23 protein-coding genes, 1 pseudogene and 1 riboswitch are annotated in these 20,927 nt (G+C 64.8%); of the genes and pseudogenes, 8 read left to right on the top strand and 16 right to left on the bottom strand.

The window, feature by feature from the left end:
- Positions 1–136: 136 nt before the first annotated feature.
- A riboswitch (cobalamin riboswitch) is annotated at positions 137–365 on the bottom strand.
- Positions 366–385: 20 nt separating this feature from the next.
- Positions 386–1,387, bottom strand: a complete 1,002-nt coding sequence (gene cobD, locus M0534_RS03380) for a threonine-phosphate decarboxylase CobD (protein WP_248567006.1) — start codon at positions 1,385–1,387, stop codon at positions 386–388.
- Complete coding sequence (gene cbiB / locus M0534_RS03375; protein WP_282571258.1) at positions 1,374–2,303, bottom strand: adenosylcobinamide-phosphate synthase CbiB; 930 nt, start codon at positions 2,301–2,303, stop codon at positions 1,374–1,376. Before cbiB ends, cobD begins: the two co-directional genes overlap by 14 nt.
- Positions 2,304–2,415: 112 nt before the next feature.
- Here cbiB and cobT point away from each other — a divergent pair, with 112 nt between their 5' ends.
- Genes cobT through cobS form a run of 3 tightly spaced genes read left to right on the top strand, consistent with a single transcriptional unit; the run spans position 2,416 to position 4,869 of the window.
- Positions 2,416–3,465 carry a nicotinate-nucleotide--dimethylbenzimidazole phosphoribosyltransferase gene (cobT, locus tag M0534_RS03370; RefSeq protein ID WP_248567005.1) on the top strand — a complete coding sequence of 350 codons (1,050 nt, stop codon included), beginning with the start codon at positions 2,416–2,418 and terminating at the stop codon, positions 3,463–3,465.
- A 13-nt stretch (positions 3,466–3,478) separates the two neighbouring features.
- A complete protein-coding gene (locus tag M0534_RS03365) occupies positions 3,479–4,105 on the top strand; it encodes a histidine phosphatase family protein (protein WP_248567004.1) in 627 nt (208 codons plus the stop codon).
- The gene (gene cobS / locus M0534_RS03360) at positions 4,102–4,869 is read left to right on the top strand and encodes an adenosylcobinamide-GDP ribazoletransferase (RefSeq protein ID WP_248567003.1); all 768 of its coding nucleotides are present in this window, start codon (positions 4,102–4,104) and stop codon (positions 4,867–4,869) included. The genes M0534_RS03365 and cobS overlap by 4 nt, the downstream gene beginning before the upstream one ends.
- Here cobS and cobU read toward each other — a convergent pair.
- The 12 genes and pseudogenes from cobU to M0534_RS03300 form a co-directional block, all read right to left on the bottom strand.
- Positions 4,846–5,397: a bifunctional adenosylcobinamide kinase/adenosylcobinamide-phosphate guanylyltransferase gene (cobU, locus tag M0534_RS03355; protein WP_248567137.1), complete on the bottom strand. Its 552-nt coding sequence runs from the start codon at positions 5,395–5,397 to the stop codon at positions 4,846–4,848. The two genes, cobS and cobU, sit on opposite strands and share 24 nt — an antisense overlap.
- Before the next feature lie 123 nt (positions 5,398–5,520).
- A pseudogene (locus M0534_RS03350) lies at positions 5,521–5,883 on the bottom strand (N-acetylmuramoyl-L-alanine amidase); the annotation flags it as partial.
- A 63-nt stretch (positions 5,884–5,946) separates the two neighbouring features.
- A complete protein-coding gene (locus M0534_RS03345) occupies positions 5,947–6,618 on the bottom strand; it encodes a PASTA domain-containing protein (RefSeq protein ID WP_248567002.1) in 672 nt (223 codons plus the stop codon).
- Positions 6,619–6,629: 11 nt separating this feature from the next.
- Positions 6,630–7,619: a PASTA domain-containing protein gene (locus tag M0534_RS13760; RefSeq protein ID WP_248567001.1), complete on the bottom strand. Its 990-nt coding sequence runs from the start codon at positions 7,617–7,619 to the stop codon at positions 6,630–6,632.
- Positions 7,620–7,682: 63 nt separating this feature from the next.
- Entirely contained in the window at positions 7,683–8,396 is a 714-nt protein-coding gene (locus tag M0534_RS03335; protein ID WP_248567000.1) for a hypothetical protein, read from the bottom strand.
- 2 nt (positions 8,397–8,398) lie between these two features.
- A complete protein-coding gene (locus M0534_RS03330) occupies positions 8,399–9,268 on the bottom strand; it encodes a hypothetical protein (protein ID WP_248566999.1) in 870 nt (289 codons plus the stop codon).
- Positions 9,268–9,810, bottom strand: a complete 543-nt coding sequence (locus M0534_RS03325; RefSeq protein ID WP_248566998.1) for a hypothetical protein — start codon at positions 9,808–9,810, stop codon at positions 9,268–9,270. Before M0534_RS03325 ends, M0534_RS03330 begins: the two co-directional genes overlap by 1 nt.
- Before the next feature lie 49 nt (positions 9,811–9,859).
- The gene (locus tag M0534_RS03320) at positions 9,860–10,600 is read right to left on the bottom strand and encodes a hypothetical protein (protein WP_248566997.1); all 741 of its coding nucleotides are present in this window, start codon (positions 10,598–10,600) and stop codon (positions 9,860–9,862) included.
- A gap of 77 nt (positions 10,601–10,677) precedes the next feature.
- Positions 10,678–11,145, bottom strand: coding sequence for a hypothetical protein (locus tag M0534_RS03315; protein WP_248566996.1), 468 nt, complete (start codon positions 11,143–11,145; stop codon positions 10,678–10,680).
- A gap of 4 nt (positions 11,146–11,149) precedes the next feature.
- A complete protein-coding gene (locus M0534_RS03310) occupies positions 11,150–12,904 on the bottom strand; it encodes an OmpA family protein (protein WP_248566995.1) in 1,755 nt (584 codons plus the stop codon).
- 13 nt (positions 12,905–12,917) lie between these two features.
- Positions 12,918–13,493: a peptidylprolyl isomerase gene (locus M0534_RS03305; protein ID WP_248566994.1), complete on the bottom strand. Its 576-nt coding sequence runs from the start codon at positions 13,491–13,493 to the stop codon at positions 12,918–12,920.
- A complete protein-coding gene (locus M0534_RS03300) occupies positions 13,490–14,512 on the bottom strand; it encodes a hypothetical protein (RefSeq protein WP_248566993.1) in 1,023 nt (340 codons plus the stop codon). The genes M0534_RS03305 and M0534_RS03300 overlap by 4 nt, the downstream gene beginning before the upstream one ends.
- A gap of 186 nt (positions 14,513–14,698) precedes the next feature.
- Between M0534_RS03300 and M0534_RS03295 the strand changes: the two genes are divergently transcribed.
- The 3 genes from M0534_RS03295 to M0534_RS03285 all read left to right on the top strand — a co-directional run bounded on the left by M0534_RS03295 (position 14,699) and on the right by M0534_RS03285 (position 16,576).
- Positions 14,699–15,487, top strand: a complete 789-nt coding sequence (locus M0534_RS03295) for a class I SAM-dependent methyltransferase (protein WP_248566992.1) — start codon at positions 14,699–14,701, stop codon at positions 15,485–15,487.
- 190 nt (positions 15,488–15,677) lie between these two features.
- Positions 15,678–16,142 (top strand): Hsp20/alpha crystallin family protein, encoded by a 465-nt coding sequence (locus M0534_RS03290; RefSeq protein ID WP_248566991.1) that lies wholly within the window; start codon positions 15,678–15,680, stop codon positions 16,140–16,142.
- A 20-nt stretch (positions 16,143–16,162) separates the two neighbouring features.
- Positions 16,163–16,576 carry an Hsp20/alpha crystallin family protein gene (locus tag M0534_RS03285; protein ID WP_248566990.1) on the top strand — a complete coding sequence of 138 codons (414 nt, stop codon included), beginning with the start codon at positions 16,163–16,165 and terminating at the stop codon, positions 16,574–16,576.
- A gap of 79 nt (positions 16,577–16,655) precedes the next feature.
- Here the strand turns inward: M0534_RS03285 and M0534_RS03280 are convergent, their stop codons facing one another.
- On the bottom strand, positions 16,656–17,477 hold the full coding sequence (locus tag M0534_RS03280) for a DUF6279 family lipoprotein (RefSeq protein ID WP_248566989.1): 822 nt from the start codon (positions 17,475–17,477) through the stop codon (positions 16,656–16,658).
- Between the two features lie 216 nt (positions 17,478–17,693).
- Between M0534_RS03280 and M0534_RS03275 the strand changes: the two genes are divergently transcribed.
- Together M0534_RS03275 and M0534_RS03270 are read left to right on the top strand one after the other, a co-directional pair.
- Positions 17,694–18,731 carry an isocitrate/isopropylmalate dehydrogenase family protein gene (locus M0534_RS03275; RefSeq protein ID WP_248566988.1) on the top strand — a complete coding sequence of 346 codons (1,038 nt, stop codon included), beginning with the start codon at positions 17,694–17,696 and terminating at the stop codon, positions 18,729–18,731.
- A gap of 28 nt (positions 18,732–18,759) precedes the next feature.
- On the top strand, positions 18,760–19,218 hold the full coding sequence (locus M0534_RS03270) for a universal stress protein (RefSeq protein WP_248566987.1): 459 nt from the start codon (positions 18,760–18,762) through the stop codon (positions 19,216–19,218).
- A gap of 21 nt (positions 19,219–19,239) precedes the next feature.
- Here the strand turns inward: M0534_RS03270 and ggt are convergent, their stop codons facing one another.
- Complete coding sequence (ggt, locus tag M0534_RS03265; RefSeq protein ID WP_248566986.1) at positions 19,240–20,907, bottom strand: gamma-glutamyltransferase; 1,668 nt, start codon at positions 20,905–20,907, stop codon at positions 19,240–19,242.
- Positions 20,908–20,927 lie beyond the last annotated feature (20 nt).

Here is a 20,927-nt window from a genome sequence, read left to right as displayed (position 1 = left end):
CTATTGCTCCCTGGTCGTGCCAACCCGCACGACGGTTGATTTTTATGGCGTGCGGTTGGGAGCAGCGAAAGCAGACACGCAGGACGGGTCACGGTGACGGGAGCCTGGGCATGCCTTCGCGTCGCCCACCGCAACGCTCGGTCAATGCCACAAGGCCGGTCTCCGGGCTGACGAGTCGGATCATTGATCCTCGACGATCACCTTCCCGGACTAACGTCCAGTGGCCTGCGAATCGCCGTACACTCGATCACCGTTGCGGGGGCAGCGTCGGAATCGTGCAGCAGTTGAAGCTGGCACAGCACCGACTTCCCGTTTCAGCCCATGCGGTGGAACACGCATGGGTCACCTTGAGCGCTACAAAAGCTAGCAGGGGCCGGCAAAGGGGTCAACGCAGGGCCTCAAGGGCGTCCGCCAGGCGCGCCCAGCCAACCTCCGTTGCCGGCAGCCCGATACGCAGTGCCGACGGGTGTTCGAACCGGCGCACCAGGATTGCCTCCCGGCCCAAGGCATCCTGGATTTCCGCCGCGCGGGGCTCAGGCCAGTAGCGGAACAGATCCGTACCATGGGTCGCGACACCGAGCTTCTGCGCGAGCAGGTCCTGCAACCGTGCGGATGCAATGCGCAGGCGCCGCCGCATCGGCTCCTGCCAGGCCCGGTCCGCCAGCGCCCGGCCCAGCAGATAACGGGCCGGACCACTGACCGCCCAGGGCCCCAGGTCGAGGGCGAGGGCCCGGCAGAGGCCTGCATCGCCCAGCAGCAGGCCGGCGCGGACTCCGGCCAGACCGAAAAACTTGCCCAGTGAGCGCAGTACCAGCAGGCCCGGACGGCCCAGCGCCGTCTGCAGCGAGGCCTCCGGCGCAACGTCGATAAAGGCCTCGTCGACCAGCAACCAGCCGTCGCGTGCCACCAGTTGACGATGCCATTGCAGCAGCCGTTCGGGCGGAATGATCTCGCCGGTCGGGTTGTTCGGCTGAATCCAGACCAGCACATCCACCTCGGGCAACCGCTGCTCGATGGTATCGGCGCTGACCACCGTGACCTCATGACCCGCGGCCTTCCACGCAAGGCCATGCTCCGCATAGCCGGGGGCCGGCACGGCGACACGGCAGGGGTGGCGCAGCCGGGGTATGAGCCGGATCGCCGCCTGACTGCCGGCCAACGGCGTGATGCCCACCTCGGCGCCAAGGTCGAGGGTCCTCCGCAGTCCGGGGATCAGACCGTCCTCATCATCCGGCAGACATTGCCAGACCCCATCCGGAATCGACGGCCGTGGCCAGGGGTGCGGATTGATGCCGGTGGAGAGATCGAGCCAGCAATTCGGGGCAATCCCGTAACGCCGGGCCGCCGCCCGCAACCGTCCGCCATGCTCCAGTTCAGTCTGCGCCATCGAGCAACCATCCCGTGAGAACGGAGACAACGGCAATTGCCAGCAACCAGAGCAACAGGCTGCGCTGCAGCAAGCCGAGTGCCCGGTCGACACTGCCGGCGTCTGCGGCCATACCCTCGCCAAGCAGTGGCCGTTGCCGCCAGGCACCGTGATAGCGGGCGGCGCCACCGAGGCGCAGGCCGAGCGCGCCGGCACCGGCCGCCATCACGGGCCCGGCATTGGGACTGTCCCAGATCCCGGCCTGCCGGCGCCAGCAGCGCAGCGCCGGTCGGGTCCTTCCCACCAGCGCATAGCTCAGTGCGGTCAGTCTTGCGGGCACCCAGTTCAGGACATCATCAAGCCGCGCGGCGGCCCAGCCAAAGCGAAGAAAGCGCTGCGTCCTGTACCCCCACATGGCATCCAGCGTGTTGACCAGACGGTGCAGAACAACGCCCGGCAGACCGGCCACCACGTACCAGAACAGGCTTGCGGTTACCGCGTCAGCCCCGTTCTCCAGCACCGATTCCGTGGCCGCCGTTGCCACTCCGGATTCGTCCAGCGACTCAGTGTCGCGCGACACCAGCAGGGCGACGGCACGTCGGGCCGCTGACAGGTCACCGACGACCAACGGCCTGGCCACGGCCTGGGCGTGCAGTTGCAGGCTACGCCAGCCGATTGCCAGGTACAGCACGACCAATTCAACCGCGAATAACCAGACGCCGGACAGCAAGCGGCTTGCCAGTGCCGCAATCAACACCGTCGGCGCGACCAGCAGCAGTAGCGCGAGCAAACCGGCCCAGCGACCGCCCCGTACCCGGTTCAGGCGGTGCTCCAGCCCATCGGCCAGTCGGCCGAACAGCACCAATGGGTGCCCGCGCCGCGGTTCGCCAAGACTACAGTCCAGCAGCAGGGCAAGCAGACAGGTCAATGCGGTCATGATGCCCGCATCATGACCGCAGGCCGGCATGCTGTGAACCGCCAGTCTGTCGGTTGACAGGCGACCGGACGCGTCGGAGCATCTGCGCTTTCCACAGTCGCGAGGTTATCTCATGGCGGTCGCGAGCCCCTGGTCCGGCCCATTGCCGCGCCCGGATCAACGCATTGCCGAAGCCGCCAGGGCCCGTCAGGACAGCCTGACAAAACCGCCCGGCTCCTTGGGCCGACTGGAGACGCTGGCCGTTCGCCTGGCGGCGCAGCAGGGACGCCTTCGACCCGCCGTGGACCAGGTCTGGATCAGCGTGTTTGCAGCGGATCACGGTGTCTGTGCCGAGGGCGTATCAGCCTTTCCACAGGAAGTGACCGCGCAGATGATCCGGAATTTTTCCCACGGCGGCGGCGCAATCAATGTACTGGCCCGGACATGGAACTGCGCGCTGGAGGTGGTGGACCTGGGCACGACCACTGCTCTGCCTGGCCTGCCCGGCGTGGAGACCGCGCGGATCGCGGCCGGCACGGCGAATCTGGCGCGTCAGCCCGCGATGAGCGCCGAGCAATGCCAGCAGGCCATGCAGCATGGTGCGGCGGCGGCGGATCGGGCGGCCGGCGCCGGCTCGGAGCTTTTCATTGGCGGCGAAATGGGCATCGGCAATACCACCAGCGCTGCGGCAGTGGCCTGTGCGCTGCTGGCGGCGGATCCGGCAGACTTGAGCGGCCGCGGCACCGGCGTTGACGATGCGGGGCTGGCGCGAAAAAGGCGCGCAATCGCAGCCGGTCTCGCGCGCCACGGCGCATCGCGGGAGCCGCTGGCCGTGCTCGCTTCCCTGGGTGGCTTCGAGATCGCCGCTCTGGCCGGTGCCATGTTGCGGGCGGCGGGGCACCGCATACCGGTCCTGGTCGACGGCTTTATCGCCACAACAGCGGCCCTGGCAGCCCTGCGCCTGAATCCCGGTTTGAGGGAGTGGCTGCATTTCAGTCACCGCTCCAGCGAAGCGGGCCATGCCCGCCTGCTGGACGCACTGGATGCAGAGCCGCTGCTGGACCTGGACATGCGGCTCGGTGAAGGCAGCGGCGCGGCGGTGACCCTGCCCCTGCTTCGGGCTGCCTGTGCGCTGCATAATGAGATGGCCACGTTCGCCGAGGCGGACGTGGCCAAAGAGTAAGGAACGAGGACGGATGGCCTATCCAAGCAACGACGAGACGCCGACCTGGATCGACCTGCTGCGGCATGGCGAACCGGAGGGTGGGCGGCGCTACCGGGGACAGCAGGACGATCCGCTGAGCGGCCGGGGCTGGCAACAGATGCGGCGGGCCGTCCAGCAGGACGATCACTGGGACAGCATCATCAGTTCGCCACTGCGGCGTTGCCGGGCCTTTGCCGAGGAACTGAGTGCGGCCCGGGATATCCCGCTGCACATTGAGCCGGACTTCGCCGAGATCCATTTCGGCGACTGGGAAGGCCGGACCATGGAGCAGATCGCCGAGACCGAAGCCGACGCCCTAGCCGCATTCTGGGCGGACGGACTGAACAACCCGCCACCGGGTGGCGAAAACGTCGGCGCCTTCGGCCGGCGCGTCGCAGCCGCCTGGGATCGATGGATCGAACGCCTGCGCGGCCAGCGCATCCTGCTGGTCTGCCATGGCGGGGTGATCCGCATGACCATGGCCCATGTGCTGGAAACGCCGCCGCAGACGATGATGGCCAGGCTGCAGGTGCCCTACGCCTGCCGTAGCCGGATCCGGGTCGATGACACGCCCCATGGGCGACTGCGCTGCCTGCTGATGCATGGCGGTCCCGAGTGAGCGCCCGGCGCGAGTTCGGTATCGCACTGGCCCTGCTGAGCCGTCTGCCGGTGCGACTCCCGGGCATCATCACCGCCTCAGAACAGGCACGATCGGTGCTCTGGTATCCGGTGGTCGGTCTGCTGCTGGGCCTGGCGCTTGCGCTTTCCGCCCTGCCGTTACAGGCCATCGGCGTTGATCCGCTGGTGACCGCCGCCGTCCTGGTTACGCTATGGGTCTGGTTCACTGGCGCCCTGCACCTCGACGGGCTGGCGGACACCGCCGATGCCTGGCTAGGCAGCCAGGGTGAACGGGAACGTGCACTGGACATCATGCGGGATCCAGCCTGCGGTCCGGCCGGTGCCGCGGCGATCGTGCTGGCGCTGCTACTGAAGGTGGTGCTGCTTTCCGCAATGCTGGGTTACGGCTGGTACGCGCTTGTCGTTTTGCCCGTGGTTCCGGTCATCGCACGTGCGGCCTGCACCGGCCTGTTCCTGTCGCTGCCGTACCTTCGCCCCGGTGGTCTCGGTGCGGCCGCTGGCGAGGCGCCGCCACATCATCCGGGACGCGGCGTGCTGCTGGTCTGTGCCGCGCTCTGCGCGCTTGTCGCCGGCTTTGCCGGCATCGCAATGATTATCTCGGCACTTGCAACATTCCTGCTGTTCGGGCGCTATCTGCAGGGCTGGCTCGGCGGCTTCACCGGGGATGCCGCCGGTGCGCTCACCGAGATCACCGAATGCGTTGCACTGCTGGCGGCGGTCCTAGTCCTCACCGGCATGCAGTGAATCACCGCTGGGCGGATCACCCTTCACCGCCAGCAACCTGCCGGCCACCGCCAGATAGACCTGCCGGCAGCGGGAGGCAACGCGCTGGTTAAGTCGCCCCAGTTCGTCGGCATAACGACGTGCCAGATCGTTCGTTTCAATCCCGCCCAGCCCAACTTCATTGCTGACGATGATGACCGGACCGGAATACGCCTCCAGGGCTTCGCAGAAATCGTCGAATGACGAATCGAGCTCCCTGGTCTCCTTGCCACCATCAGACCCGAGCAGATTGCTCAGCCAGAGGCTCAGGCAATCGACCAGCAGACAATCCCCACTGCCAGCCGCGTCCCGCACTGCCTCGGCCAGCTTCGTCGGCTCCTCGATCACGGTCCAGTCGTCCGGACGATCGGCCCGATGGCGCGCGATCCGGGCTTCCATTTCCTCGTCCTCGGCAGTCGCCGTGGCAATGACACGAACGGTCTGACCGGAACGACTGGCCAGTCGCTGTGCCCAGGCGGATTTGCCGGAGCGCACGCCACCTAGCAGCAGACTGGCACCGGCCTCGGGCGGCGCTGCCTCCTCAGTTTCGCTGGTGTTGTCATCCGCAGCGGACTGCTCCGAATCGGAACGCGCGCCCCACCAGGAAGCAGCGTCGAAGCAGGGACAGGCCTTGTCACTGAAGTCCCGATGCCCCCTGACCCTGGCGTCGGGATACCGCTCGCTGATCTCGCCGACCAGCTGCTCCAGCGCCCGCCATTGCGCGGCCGTGTAATTGCAATCGTCGCCACCATCCGGCCCACGACCACCGACCAGGCAGACACCGATCGAATTGGCATTGTGGCCGGCGACGTGGGCACCGGTTTCGGATTCGTCCCGTCCCGCCTCAACGCTTCCATCCCGGCGTATGACCCAATGATAACCAATGTCCCGCCAGCCATTGCCGTTGACATGCCAGTCACGGATTTCCTCGACGCCGACATCCATATCGGGCGGGGTGTCTGCGGCGTGAATGATGATGTATTCGATGCTGCGCATTCCTGGGCCTCTCGGAGAATAACGCGAAAGCTACCGCGAACGCGGGAACGGATCGGTGCATCCCTACTCAGCGGCGAGTTCGAGTTCGATGCGATCCCCAACCTCGATAATTTCGCCGGCGGCCGGACGCTGTGCCTCGATGCCGGTCTTCCCGTCCGGTTCCTCTATGGTTTTACCGTCTCGCAGAAAGGCAATGCGCAGTCCGAGACTAACGGCGATTTCACGAGCTTTCCGCACCGTCATGTCAACGAATGCCGGAACCGCGCGCAGGCTCTCCGAACCGCTCGGCGGCGGCACCGGGACGATCTTGAAGCTCAGGGTCGCAGCCACATTGGCTGAATAGCTGTAGCGATTGGAGACCGAAGCGTTGACCGGCGTGGCATAGAGCGTCAAAGGCCTGCTCGGTACCCTGGCCGAAAACCCCGGCAACTGGGGAATCCGGTTAGCCGATTCGCCGGGCCCACCGTTGCCGGTCTTGCCGCCACCGAGATTCAGCGACACCTTCACCTCGCCGGTGGTCTCGGGCAGCGCATAAAACGTCGGCTGATAGCCGATCTGCCGCAAAAGCTCCAGCGCCTCACCGTCACCGCCACCATAAATTTCCAGCGTCTGTGCCAGTGATGCCTGATCGAGCTCGCGCTGGGCATCGGCGACACCCTCGCCAACAGCGGAAATGACCTTGCCGAGCGGCGAGGCCACGACATCATCGACCAGGGTATCGAAACGTCTGGGCATGAAACGTCTCCTCAGTTTTGGGCGAACACGACGATTACCGAGGCACCGGAAACCACCCGTGCGTCCCTGGACGGCGTCTGCTTGAAGGCCTGACCCGCGCCCACATCGCGGTCACCACGTGCCTCGTAGGCCACCTCAAGACGCAGCCCCTGAGCCTTTGCCAGGCGGCGTGCCGCAGTTTCCGTCAGACCGGAGAAGTCCGGGACGGCGACACGTGCCCCGGCTTCGTCCTCGCCCATGGGCTGGAACTCGAAGGTCATATCGGCGAGGGCGCCCGAGGCAACCCGGGGGAAATCGGCCAGATTCGGCATGAACAGCTTGTTACCACCATCGCCGACCAAGGTCTTCACCGACAGCGAAACCTTGCCGAGCCGATAGGGAATACCGTCCTCGGCCAGGTGCCGCCGGGCCTGCTGAAGCTGGCGGCCGATGTTGGCGTACAGGCTTTCGACCTCGATCTCGCCGCCTATCTGATCGCGCAGGGTCCTGACCTCATCCTTCGCGCCGGCCAACTCCTCCCGGTGCTTGTCCCGGTCCAGCTCAAGCTCGCCAAGCTGCTCACGAAGACTGGCGATCTGGTCATCACGAAGACGCAAATCCGCCTGCAGCCGGACCACGTCCTTCATATAGGTTTCATCGATAATCTGCCCGATGCGCTCGCTGGAAACGGCCTCGATCGGGTCGAACCCGGGGCCAACATCCGGCCTCCTGGGCTCATCGTCCCCATCGCTATCGTCGTCCTCGGGCTCCTCCGGAGCCTCGAGCTCGACGTCACCGTAATCCACGGCAAGGCGTCCGTCCCGCGGATTGAAATTGATCTCGGGGTCACCGGTCACCACCCGCGTTTGCTCGCCGACACGTATGCGCAAACGCAGGTTCGGGGGCTCACGCAGATCCGGAATGTCGCCCTCAACAATGAACCGCCCGTCACGGTCGCTTCGTGTTTCGCCAATGGACGCGACGCCACGGGTCTCGCGCGCCTGCATTTCAACAGCGATCACGGCACCCCGGGCTGGATCGCCTCCTGCGGTAAGAATTCTGCCTCGAATCCGAGCCTGCATGGTTTAAACCGTCACGGTCAGGTTGGTAGACACGGCACCGACGTTGATTGCCACAACAAAGGTGGCGTCCCTGGGTTCTGCCGGCGAGAATGTCAGCCTGTTACGGGCGACCCCATCATCATCGGTGGCAACCACACCGGAGGCCAGCTTCGTGGCCGGCTTTTTCTCCTCGATATCGATACCATCCGCCTTGCTCAGGGCCTTGCCGGCCGCGAGGTCCAGATTGAACTCGACGTCGACATCATCAAGCCTCTCCCCTGCACTGTTGCTCACAACCACCTCGATGTGATGCTCCCGGGCACCATCCCCCTTCGTCGCACTCGCCTGCAAGCGAACAAGGGGCATTCCCTCACCGGGGGGCACGGACACAAAACGGCCAGACAATGTGCTGGTCACTTCCAGACTAGAGGTTTCATCGGCGGGCAACTGCAACAGGTTGGTATTGAATCGCAATTCGGCTGGTTTGGGCCGTCGAAGCGACGCCAGGCGCACCTGCGGCATGGATGCCTCGGCGGACTCGTCGTCCGCCTTGCTGGTTTCGGCGACGACCTTGATCGCGAAATCCAGGTAAGGCAGATGGTAAGTGCTGCTGGGCCGGCCAAACGCGTCGATGGGAGGCACCTCGTTGAGGGCCTCCTGGGCCTCGCGCAGGCCATCCGCCATGGCGACAAGAATTTCCTCAAGGGTCCCAGCCACCTGCCGGTGCGGCGCACTCATCGCTAATGCATCTCCTCTTGGCGTCTTTGCCACAGCCGCTCCAGGGCGCGCTGGCGGCGTCTTTCGTCGTTTCGCTCGGTTTCGCGTTCCGCCTTTCGACGCGCAGCGGCGGTGGCTCGCTGACGTGCCGTACGGGCTCCAAGTTCGTCCACGCTGCCGACGCTGACTGCCAGTATTCGCTCGGCGCGCCGAGCGAGCATTGACGCCGTGTCGCCAAACTCCCTGACCCGATCCCGGGCCCTTGCCCAGGCGTCGCTGCCCTGCTCCAGGCGTTTCCGCCCTGTCGACAGAATTTGCGTGGCGCGGCCGAGCCGCTGTTCCAGCTCATCGGGCAACTCAACTCCCACCTCCCCGAGTTTCCGGCGACGGCGTTCCAGCTGACGTCCCTCGGCATTGGCACGGAGCACTCTCTGGCGCCCGCGATCAACCCGTTCATCCAGACGCTGGAGCACCTGACTCCCGCGATCCGCGTTGTCCGCCAGACGAGCGGCACCGTCGGTCAGCCGTTCACCGGGAAGGTCCGGCGCCGAACGCGCATCGTTGGTGGTGTCGAATCGTGGCTCCCGCCGGGCCGACTCAACCTCCTCGCGCCGTTTTCGGATGGCATCCCGTTGCCGTTCGCGCCGCTCCTCCCAGGCATTGTCGGCGCGCCGGCGTTCCGCCAGCGGCGTCACCGGAAAACGTGGTGCGTCGCGTTGCTCATGCTCCGAGGTTTGCCCGCTCAGACGCTGCATGCGGGTTTCCAGCGCCTGCCGCTCTTCCATCAACTGCGCAAGCCTCGGTGATACCCGGGCCGGATCCGTCACCTCGGGTGCGGCCGACTCCTCAGCCGGCGGCTCGTCATCGAAATCGCGCCAGTGCCGGGGTGCCATCAGCTGTCCTGGGCATCAATCATCTGGCGGATACGTTCCTCCAGCAGCGCCGGAGCCGGCAGCGGCACCAGTTTGGTGCGCATCACCGAACTGCCCTCGGCCGCGTACTGGTACTTGCTCGAGTAGCTGGCGCTGACCGCCGAGGCGCGGATACCGCCCGCGGCGAAAATCGGCAGCGAGATCCCTCCACCACCGGCTGAAAGGCGGGCACTACGACGACTCTGCTCGGTTTCCCGCGACATCGAAATCGAGAGCTTCAGCTCGATCACCGTGTCCACGAACTGGTAGAAGGTCGGCGTAAACCCGAGTTCAAGCAGCGTATAGGACTGGCCGTCGGAAAACTCGACACGCCGGGAGCCGGCATCGCTGCTCGATGTCGTGGTCGCGTTCTCGTCGTCCAGCTCGACGTCTTCGCCCGCCATCATGCGGGCGATCTTGAGTGACACCATGTCCAGCTCAAGCTGCGCCTCGGCAATCCCAACGCCCAGGTTGCGTACCAGCATCGGGAACGGTGCGTTCAGGAGATCCGTTGCCACTGTCATCGCCTGCCTCCTTCTGTGCCGGCACGTTCCAAGTGTGTGCGGTGGCGCATCAATCCTTTTCCCGGGCCGCCAGGTGCCGACGCTCGGCCTCGATCATCATCTGCACACGTTCCTCCAGCGCCGCAGGAGGAGGAACAGGAACCAGCTTGGTACGCAACAGACTGGAGCCCTCGGCGGAATAGGAGTACTTGGAGGAATAGCTGGCGTCGACCTGGGTCGTCTCGACGGTACTGCTGCGTGAGGAGGAGCCGCCGGAGAACAGCTGGCGAAGCCCGCGATGCCCACCCTCGGAATCGGACTCCTCGGTGGTCTCCGTCTCCGATTCATCCTCGGTGATGGACTCGGTCATCTTGATTGCGATCTTGACCTCGATGATGGTGTCAACGAACTGATAGAAGGTCGGCGAGAAGCCAAGCTCCAGCATCGACACCAGACTTGGAATCCGCACCTCCTCATCCTGATCGCTGCCCCCGTTGGCCGCCTCATCAAGCATCTCCCGCTGCAGCTTTTCGACCCCCGTGGCCGAATCGGGGATGGTATCCCGCAGCGCGGCCGCCTGACTTCGGGTCATGAATTCATGACCGAAGAAAACCCGTGTATCCCGTGTGCTGGTCTTCGGGTTGCGATTGAACAAGGAAGAGCGGGTCTGCACGGTTTGTCGTCCGCCCATCATCTCGGCGACTTTCATCGAGCCCTCATCCAGCTTGATCTGGGCATCGGAGATGGCGAACGCCATCTCGCGAATCATGTCCCCCATCGGCACGTTCAGCAGGTCGCGACCTATTGTCATGTCGACTCTCCCCGTCAGTCGTTGGCAGGATAGCTACCGCGGCGCGGCTCCGGTCCGGCTGTTGCGCCTGAAACCGACTATTCCTCCGTGGATTCCAGATTCCGGCGCAGCACTTCGGTGAACGCCTCCGGTGGCGGCAAGGACACCAGCCGCGCCGAAATCGAACTTGTGCCCTCGCTGGACACCGAGAACTTGCGTGCATACGAGACATCGACGCTCGCAGAGAAAAACCCGACGCCGCCGACCACGCCGCCCTCGGCACCGGCATCGATTCCGGTCTGGCGCGTTTCCGCCATCGAGAACGACAATTTTGCCTCCACCAGGGCCTCGGTGAAGGCGTAAAAACTGGGCGTGAACCCAAGCGAAAGCAGGGTGTAGTCGCCGTCACCAAACTCCACCTTGGTGGCAGCCATTTCCCGCGCGATGGCGATGGAGTTGCCGTCAAGCTCGGCCTGCGCCTGGGCAATCGACGCGCCCAGGCGCTCGATGACGCGCGGCAGCGGCGCGTTCAGCAGTGACCGTGTGACTTCGGGTGCCTTGCTCACCAGGTCAGTCCTTCAGAAACTCGCGCATGGTGTCGAGAAACTCCGGAGGTGCGGGCACCGAAACCAGACGCGCGGTGATTGAGGAATTGCCAGTGACATCCAGCTCGAACTGCCGCGAATAGCGCACGTCCACCGAGGCACCGACCGCGACCGTCCGGTTGCCGCTGCGCTGCTGCACCTTGCGCTCGCTGCTGGTCCGGCTGAACTGCTCCTTGACCGTCACACCCTCGCTGGAACTCATCTGGATATCCGATTTCGAGCTGGTGACCAGATGTAGCTGGATGGCATCGGAGGCCGGAGCCAGGTGGCAGACCCGACCGCGTGCGTTGGCAACGACAGCGAGGTCGTCCTCGTCATTGACCTTCGTGGCAAGGTTGGCGGCGAAGGCCTCCGGCGAATTGTCCTCGGCATCGCCGACGCTATCCCCGGACAAGGAAATCGATTCACCCTCGATGGTGACGGTATCACCGTCGAGATCACTCAGCGACCTGGCAGCGAACAACCCCAACCAGCCATTGCCATCGGAGCCGTCCTTGCGATCCGGCGAGACATCAGCGATTGCGTCGTCCTTTGATTCCACCAGGATGTAGGCGGCCTCGTCATCCGCCGGCGCAATCTCGACCACCCGATCCGGTTGATGGTCGGTCGGATTACCCTGCTCGACGGCACGGGCCTCGCCCTCACCGTCGCTGTTGATCCGGTTGTCCCCGAGGTCCGGGCCGAAGGCGCGGATTACCTCCTCCACAGCCTCGGCCCGCTGCCTGGAGAGATCCAGGTTGTAGGACTGCTTGTATTCCTTGCTCCAGTCCTCGTGGCCGGTGCGGTCGGCATGGCCGAGCAGTTGCAGATTCAGCGCCGGTACCTGTTTGAGCAACCACGCCACATTATCGAGCATGGAATGCTCGTCGGCGGGAACATCAGCTCCGTCCAGCTTGAACTCGACCGACAACCAGGTTTTCCCCGGCGGCAGCACCAGGGCCTTGTAGCCGGACAGGTTTTCGATCGCCTCGCCCACCGCATCGGCAAAGGCCGCCAGATCGTCCTTCGCCGACACCGTGACCTCGTTCTCGCCGTCGAGCTTGATCGTGGTTTCCTCGTTGGCATCGAGCCGGATCAGGCCGCCTGGGTGGTCACGGGCGACGAAAGCGACCGTGTTCCTGCCGATGGCAACGCGGTCAGGATCGGCCTCGGATTCAATCGACAATTCGCTGGGCTTGCGGATCACCTGCACCGCATCGACCAGCCCCCCGGAGCGAAGCTGCTCGGCGAGATCGCTGGCCCGGTCCATGAAACCGTCGTCGGCGTCCGACTGATAGCTGCTGCCGTTGATCTCCAGACGTCCGGCGGACGCGTTCTCCAGCTCGATATCCGCAGTTCGCAGTGCGCTTTCGGTGCGCGAGCCCGAGGCCGTTTCCGTGCTGCTGCTCGACGCCGCCTCGGCACTCGAATCGGTTTGACCGAAGGCGCCGGTAATCCCCAGATCGAAGCCGGTTTCCTTCTCCACCTTCAAGCGAATGTTCAGCGAGCAGGACAGATCCGCATGCTGGTAATGGTAAAAGGCCGGACTGAAGCCGAGTTCCATCAGGGACTTGCCTCCGAGGCCGTCAAGACGCTCGGTAAAGGAATCCAGCTGCTCGATGGAATTGCGATCAAGATCCTGCTGCGCCTCGGCAATACCGCGCCCGAGAGAGGCGATGAAATCCGCGACACTGGCATCGGCCAGCACCTCGCCCGGCGTCATGTCATCGTAATCCGCCATGCCTACCTCCTGCTCAAACCAGCCCTGCCGCCGCCGTCTCCCCACCGCCGGGCAGCGGAATCGCCCGATCGGGATCGACCCGTTCGCGGGTCACGACGAAATAGCCGTGGCGACGCTGTGCATCGGTCAGGTGCCGATCACTGACCGTCATGCCCCGGTCGAGCCAACCCAGCACCTGCGCCGCCAGTGGCAGTCCCCGCGGACCGGCAAGAGCAAGCGCCCGACGCAGGCTGGCGCGTGCCGCATCGACCTCACCCGCCTTCAACTGGACCACACCAAGCCGCTCCAGGATGGAGCCGTGATCCAACGCGAACAGCGCACCCTGTCTGTCCAGGGCCTGATAATGGCGATCAGCGTCCTCGCAATAACGCTGCACGCCGTCGTAGGACCCGGTCGCCTCCAGGCTTTCCATGACGCACTGGGTGTAATGCCGGAAAAAGACTTCCGGGGCCCCGGAATCAACCGCCATGCGCAAGGCCTGCTGGTAGTGCCGCAAGGCCTCGTCGTGGGCACCATCCAGGGCATACAGCTTGCCCTGCTCGGCGACACCGAGATGGAGTGCCGCATGCCGCTGCGTGACATCGCTCATGCAACCTCCCGTTCCAGTTCAACCGCGCAGCCCGCGCCCCGGAGGCTGCGTGACAGCAACTGGGCCTGAAGCGCCGGAAAGCTGCCGTTCGCGTCCACCGGTCCGCCGCCCGGCACCGAGGCCGCGTCGCAGATCCCGAGACGCTCCAGCAGGCCCGGCAGGTCGACCTCCGAAGGCGCCTGGATGCGACGTAAACGGAACTGATCCAATGTGGTCAGCCGGGCCCTTGCCCGGAATCCGTGCTGCGCCAGGGCGTCGAGCCGATCGGCCAGCTCCGACCAGCTCACGTTGTCCGCGATCACCACGGGTAACGCAGCCAGCACGCGGCCGGCGACCCGGGGGGGCACATCCGACAGGGCAACCAGCTGCTCGGCAGCCGCATCCGTTGCCGGCGCCTCGAGTAGTTCGATTTCGAACTGCGTAAACACCTGATCGATGATCGGCAAACGGCTCCGCGCGGCATGCTGCCGCACCAGTGACCCCGCGGAATCGGCAGTCAGGTTCGTGGCGAGCACACCCGCAACACCGGCCGGGACCGGTTCGCAGACGCGGAGCAGCTGCTGCCGCTGCGGCTCCGGCAGGCCGGCGTCCGCCAGGCAATACCGGGCCTCGCTCCGCAGCGAACGGACCACACGCACCGGTAGCGTCAACAGTTCGGCCTCGAGGCGTTCTGCGGTCACCCCCGAGACCTGACCCAGGATCAGGCCAGGCGGCGTCAAAATGAGTTCCAGGGCGTGCCGCGAGTCGGTTCCAAGGAAAGCTGCGAGCCGCTCGGCGATTTCCGGAAGGTGTGTGACGTCCAGCGGGAGGAGCGCCAGATCGAACAATTCGGGAGCCGGCGGTGGTGGCAACGTCGCGTCCTCGACGGTGACCACCAGGCCGGCGTCGTGCAGCAGGCTTGCAAGCGACTCTGCCAGCGCGGGCTCCAGGTCATCGACCAGGACGGAAGGTGCCCGGTAGAGCACCTTTGCGATCCGTTCAGGGGCCAACCCCAGCCCCTTGGCGAGGGCTCCCGCCATCGCAGGGCGGGCGCTTCCCACCGAATCAATCCGTATGCGTTGCCTTGCCGGCACTCCCTGCCCCCGGTTGCAGCCGTTACCGAATATGCACGGGAAAGCTGCTTATCACAGTGAATGTCATTAATCTGACTCTAGAGGCCGGTTCTGCAGTGTCAAAATTCAGTCGGTCATTTTGTGAGGTGTTTCATGTTTTTGAAAATCTTTGTCGCGATTCTTGCCATTCTCCCCTTGACAGGCGTCGCGGGTGCGGACGACGCGCTGCGGTCGGCGGTGAATAATGATGCACGTCCAGCCGAGGAGCGGGCCCGGGACGTCTACCGCAACCCCTACGAGACACTGCGCTTTTTCGGCATCGAGGCCGATCAGACGGTGGTCGAGCTGTTTCCCGGCAATGGCTGGTACACAGCGATCCTGAAGCCGTACCTGGCCGAACACGGCCGTTTTGTTGCCGCTCACTTCAGCCTGCAGCGGGATCCGCTGCCGCCGTTCTACGAACGCGTGCTCGACGGCTACAAGGAGCGGTTCCCGGATGCCGAAATCGCGCCGTTCAATCCGCCGGAGCAAGCCGAGGCGGTGGCGCTCGGGGAAGCGGACCGTGTCCTGACATTCCGCAACATCCACTCCTGGCTCAGGGACGGCCAGCTGGACGATGTCTTCGCCGCGGCCCACACCATGCTGCGCCCGGGCGGCGTATTCGGGGTGGTCGGTCACCGGCTGCCGGAAGATTGCGAACAGGACCCGGAGGCCGCCAGTGGTTACGTCAAGGAAAGCCTGGTCATTGCGACTGCGGAGGCCGCCGGGTTCCGGCTTGCCGAGCGATCGGAGATCAACGCCAACCCCGAGGATACCGCCGACCATCCGGATGGCGTCTGGATGCTGCCGCCGCAGTCGCGCGTACCGGATGACGCGGATGCCGATCACTTTGCGGCGATCGGAGAAAGCGATCGCTTCACGCTGAAATTCGTGCGCGACTGAACGGCACCGGCATCAATGCCGAGACAACGATGGATCGACAACCTCCAAGTCCCGCAAGACGGTTGCAAGCTGCTGTTTTCACTGATCTGAAAATTTCACCTTCGAGAGCTTGAAAAGCCCCGCATCGCCCCTATTTTCCGGTTTGAGATGAAGACAAACCGGCATGGGCCGGACATCGTTCAGGAGGTGAATGACCATGTTTCGTGATCTCTGGCGGGCAAACGATCCGCTGTTCGGTGATCTGGGCCGTCTGCTTCGCATGATGGACAGCAACTGGGACAACGTGGGCAGCGCCGATCTCCGCTCGGCACCCCGCGGCAGCTTCCCGTTGCTGAACGTCGGCGAAACCGACGAAGCGTACAACGTCTATGTGTTCGCTCCCGGTGTCGAGGAGCAGGACATTGAAATCAGCGTTCAGGACAACGTGCTGATGCTCAGTGGCAAACGGGCCGATCCGGCCGACGACGAGAAAGCGGCGGGCCGCAACTGGTATCGCCGGGAACGGTTCAGCGGCGAGTTCAATCGGGCGATTACGTTGCCCGACGGCGTTGATGCAGACCGGGTCAAGGCAAGCCTGAAAAACGGCGTGCTGACCATCAGTCTGCACAAGCGCGCCGAAATTCAGCCGCGTCGTATCGATATCCAGGCTGCCTGAACGTGGGGAGGTGATTGATCATGAGTGAAGTACAGCGTGTCGAAAACCGTGAACTGCAGCCGGAACGGGCTGCCAATCAGGCGGCCGAACAGGGCTGGCGGGATCGCGCCATTGTGCCGCCTGTGGATATTTTCGAGCAGGATGATGCGGTAACGATCCTGGCGGATATGCCCGGCGTGACGCCGGAATCACTGGGGGTTGAGGTCAAGGATCATACCCTGTCCATCGAGGGCGAGATTGCCGTGCAGATGCCGGAGGGCGTGTCAGCGCGCTACGCCGACCTGCGGGGCAGTCGCTACGCCCGTTATTTCACGCTGGGCGACGAAATCGACACCGATGGCATCGAGGGAACGATTCACCACGGTGTGCTGAACGTCCGCCTGCCGAAACGCGACACCCACCGGAAACGCCGCATCGAAATCCAGGCCACCTGATCCGGGCTGGCCATGGATGACTGAACGGGCGCCGTCGAGGCGCCCGTTTTTTTCTAATCGTGGGGACGCCGCCGGCCCGTCAGCGCGCGGTCAGGCTGAGAAAGTTGCCCCGGTAGCGATCCAGGCGGGACTGCACGGACTGCCGTTGCCCGGGTGTCAGCGTCGCCAGCAAGGTGCGGCTGCACTCCTGCCAGAGGGCACGCGTCTCGGCGCGGGCGGATTCCAGCACCTCACCCCGGGCCGCATCGTTGAGCCACCAGTCGTGCAGGAACTGTTCGACGGCCTGCTGCTCGGGTGCACCATCCAGCAGGGTCAACAAGGCCTGCTCGCGCTCGGCCCGCCACCTGAGCCAGTCGTCAGTGACGTCCGGCAAACGCCGGCCGCAACGTTCCAGGTGTGCCCGCTGTCCCTGCCCCAGGGCACCGGTCCAGCCCTCCACGCGCTCCAGCGTCCGATCGGCGCGCTCTGGCTGCCGTTCCTCGGCGTATTCCTCCCGACCGTCCGCCAGCCGCTCGGCGAGGTCCTGCCGTTGCTCCGCATCCAGGTCCCTTAGGGTTCGCGCGGCAAGGGGAATCAGGTCTGCTGCCTTGCGCCGCAACAAAGCCTCGCCATCATCGAACAGCATCGCAATGGCATCGTCGCTCGGATCTGCCTGCGCCAGCACGAATTCCATTTGCTCGAGCCAGGCAATCAGCTCCGGCAGGCGCCGTGCGCGGTGAAACTCGCGGTAGCTGCGGAGCTCTTCACGCAATGCCAGACGCTGGTCCCGATCGAGATCCAGGTAGTTCGCGATCTGGCGGGCGCCAAGCCAGTCGGCATGCTCATAGACCAGTTCCACCCGACTGCAGGCGGTCAGCACCAAGACCAACAGGCAAACGAGCGCGGCCGGGCGCCAGGTCATATCGGGATCCTCATTGCAGCTGATGCTCTGACCAATCCGGTGGCAACGTGTTCGCGGCGACGCCGCCTGATTGTGCGATGCAGGACGTGACCGGGCCGATACCCAACCCGGCTCCGCAAGTGCAGTCGAAAATCCGGCGTGGGTCTGCCGGGCCGGAACGGGTAGGATGCTCACAGCCGCTGAAATGTTCGAATTCCGTTCGAAGGAGGAATCGCCATGCGACCGATGGAACGCGCAATCCCGGCCACGCTGCTTCGGGGCGATGGCATAGGCCCCGAGATCATGGACGCATCACTGGATGTGCTGGATGCCCTTGGCGCACGCTTTGACTGGGACGACCAGCAGGCCGGGGCCGGTGCCTACGAACAGACCGGGGACCCTCTGCCGCAGGCCACGCTGGACAGCATCCGCAAGACACGGCTGGCGCTAAAGGGTCCGCTGGCCACGCCGGTCGGCAGCGGTTTCCGCTCCGTCAATGTACGGCTGCGGGAGGCCTTCAAGCTGTTCGCCAACCTTCGCCCGGCACACACTTATGTGCATGGCGGCCGCTTCGAGAATGTCGACATCATTCTTGTGCGTGAAAACACCGAAGGCTTCTATGTCGGTTTTGAGCATTACATTCCGGTGGGCGACGACCCGCGAGCCGTAGCCGAGGGCACCGGGTTCAATACCCGGGAGGGTTGCCGGCGGATCGCCGAGTGGACCTTCGAGTATGCGCTGGAGCAGGGGCGCAAGAAGGTCACGATCGTGCACAAGGCCAACATCCTGAAGGTGCTCACTGGTTTGTTCCTGGATACCGCGATGGAGGTGGCCGAACGCTATCGGGGCAAGATCGAGGTCGAGGACAAGATCGTCGACAATTGCGCAATGCAATTGGTCCTGAACCCGTCCCAGTTCGACGTGATCCTCACCACCAATCTTTTCGGCGACATCCTGTCGGATGAGGTCGCCGGCCTGGTAGGTGGATTGGGGATGGCGCCTGGCGGCAATATCGGCGCAGATGCGGCCATTTTCGAAGCAGTTCACGGCTCTGCGCCGGATATCGCCGGCAAGGGCATTGCCAACCCCTCGGCTGTGCTGCTTGCCGCGGCAATGATGCTCGACCACATCGGCGAACAGCAACGGGCGGATGTGCTGCGGGACGCGATTGAACGTGTCATCGACGATGAGGGTGTCCGCACCGGAGATCTGGGCGGTTCGGCCAGCACACGCGAATACACCGACGCCATCATCCGTCGGGTCCGGAACACCTGATCCGCGCATCGGAAGCAGGAGCACAACCATGACCCGTTCCACACCGGATCGCCTGTTCGTCGCCGTAGATGGCTCCGAAGGGGGCAAACGCGCCGCCGCTTACGGGGGCCAGCTGGCCAGACGGCTGGGGGTACCGCTGACCCTGCTATTCGCGCTGCCCGATGATCCGCTGGAAATGTTCGGCATGTCCGACGAGGGGTCGGTGCGCTATTTTCAGCCCGAGGCCTTCGAACAACTGCGCCAAGAAGTGGCGCGGGCGGCCTTCGACGGCGCCCGCCAAGCCCTGGGGGAAACTGATCTGGTCATCGACGAGGAGATTCTCACCGGCAAGCCCGGCGCTGCTCTGGTGGCGCGGGTTGCCGGGCAGACGGATGGCCTGATTGTGATGGGGCGTCGGGGCCTGTCCCGTGCCGGAGAACTGTTGATGGGCAGCGTCACCCAACGGGTCCTGCACCACGCGGACTGCCCGGTCCTGGTGGTGCACTGAGCGCCACCACCGGCGGCGCCTTCAGTACCCGATTGCGGCCCCGTCACCCCGGGGATCGGCTCCCCCCTCCAGCAGGCCGGACTCCGGATCGATGCGGATCGCCTGGGCATGCCCCATGTTGTCGTTCCAGTCCTCCACCGGCTTCACCGGCTGGCCACGGCGCTTGAGCTCGTTGACCACCAGGTCACTGATTCGGCCCTCCAGGGCAAGATCCTGGACCTTGGTCCCCCAGGTCCGCCCCATCAACCAGCGCGGCGCCTCGATGGCCTGCTGCACGTCGTAGCCGAAGTCCACGATCCGCGACACCATCGCGGCATGGGTCTGGGGCTGGCCTTCACCCCCCATGGAGCCATACACAAGATAGGGACGGCCCTCGCGGTACAGCATGGCTGGAATCAGGGTATGGAAGGTGCGCTTGCCGGGTGCCAGAGCGTTCGGGTGCGCGGGATCCAGGGAGAAAAACGAGCCGCGATTCTGCAGGATGATGCCAGTATCCCCCGCTATCTCCACGCTGCCGAAATCGTGATAGATGGACTGGATCACGGAGACCGCCAAGCCCTCATCGTCCACCGCGCAGAAATAACAGGTGTCGCCTCCGGGATCGGCGTTTGCCCCGGAATACCCTTCGGGAACGATCCCAGGCGCCACCTCCTCCATCACCATGGCCCGTTCCGGATCAATCAGTTGCCGCCGTTGCTCGGCATAGCCCTTGTCAAGCAGACGGTCCAGGGGAATGTCCAGGAAGCGGGGGTCCGTGAGCCAGGCATTGCGATCGGCAAAGGCCAGCTTCACCGACTCGGCCAGATGGTGCAGATAATCCGCCGAGGCGTCGCCGAATCCCCGCAGGTCGAAGCCCTCCATCAGGTTCAGTATCTGCAGGGCCGCGAACCCCTGGGTATTGGGCGGAAACTCGTAAGCAGTAAAGCCACGGTAATCCACGGAAATGGGCTCGACCCAGTCGGCCCGGAAGGCGGCAAAGTCCCGCGCGCGCAAGGGTGACCCCTTCCCGGCCAGGGCATCGCAGATCCGTTCCGCCGACTCGCCCTCGTAGAACCCCGCCCGTGGTCCCTGCTCGGCCAGCCGCCGGAAGGATTCCGCCAATGCCGGGCTGGTCAACCGTTCTCCGGCCCGGGGGGCATGCCCCCGAGGCATGTACAGTGCCGCAGTGGCCGGATACTCGCGCAGCAGGGCGGTGTCCTTGACCGTCCACTCCGCCAGCGAGTTGGCCACCGGAAAGCCGTCTGCCGCATAGTGGATGGCGTCAGCGAACAGGACATCCCAGGGTAACGTTCCATGCCGCTGATGGGCCTGCCACCAACCATCCACGGCACCGGGGACGGTCAGGGCCCCAGCAGCCCCTCGGGGCGGAATCGCTTCCTTGTACCCCTGTTCCCGATAGGACTCGATGGTGGCCCCATCGGCGGCCGGGCCACTGGCATTCAGGGCGCTGACCCGGTAACCATCCCGTGGATCGGCAATCAACCAGAAAGCGTCGCCACCGAGCCCCGCCATGTGCGGGTACACCACACAAAGCACCGCATTGGCGGCAATGGCCGCATCCACGGCGCTGCCCCCGCGCCGCAGCATGTGCTGGCCCGCCTCGCTGGCCAGCACATGGGGTGTGGCCACCATGCCACGGGTACCGCGGGTGGGTGGGCGTCCGGTTCTCGGTCCGTTGGAATGGGTCATGGCGGTTCCTCCCTCCCGAT

The sequence above is a fragment of the Methylonatrum kenyense genome, from assembly GCF_023195885.1.
Taxonomy (GTDB): domain Bacteria; phylum Pseudomonadota; class Gammaproteobacteria; order Nitrococcales; family Aquisalimonadaceae; genus Methylonatrum; species Methylonatrum kenyense.
The sequence above is the reverse complement of the archived record's forward strand: the minus strand, read 5'-3'. Positions and strand labels throughout refer to the sequence as shown.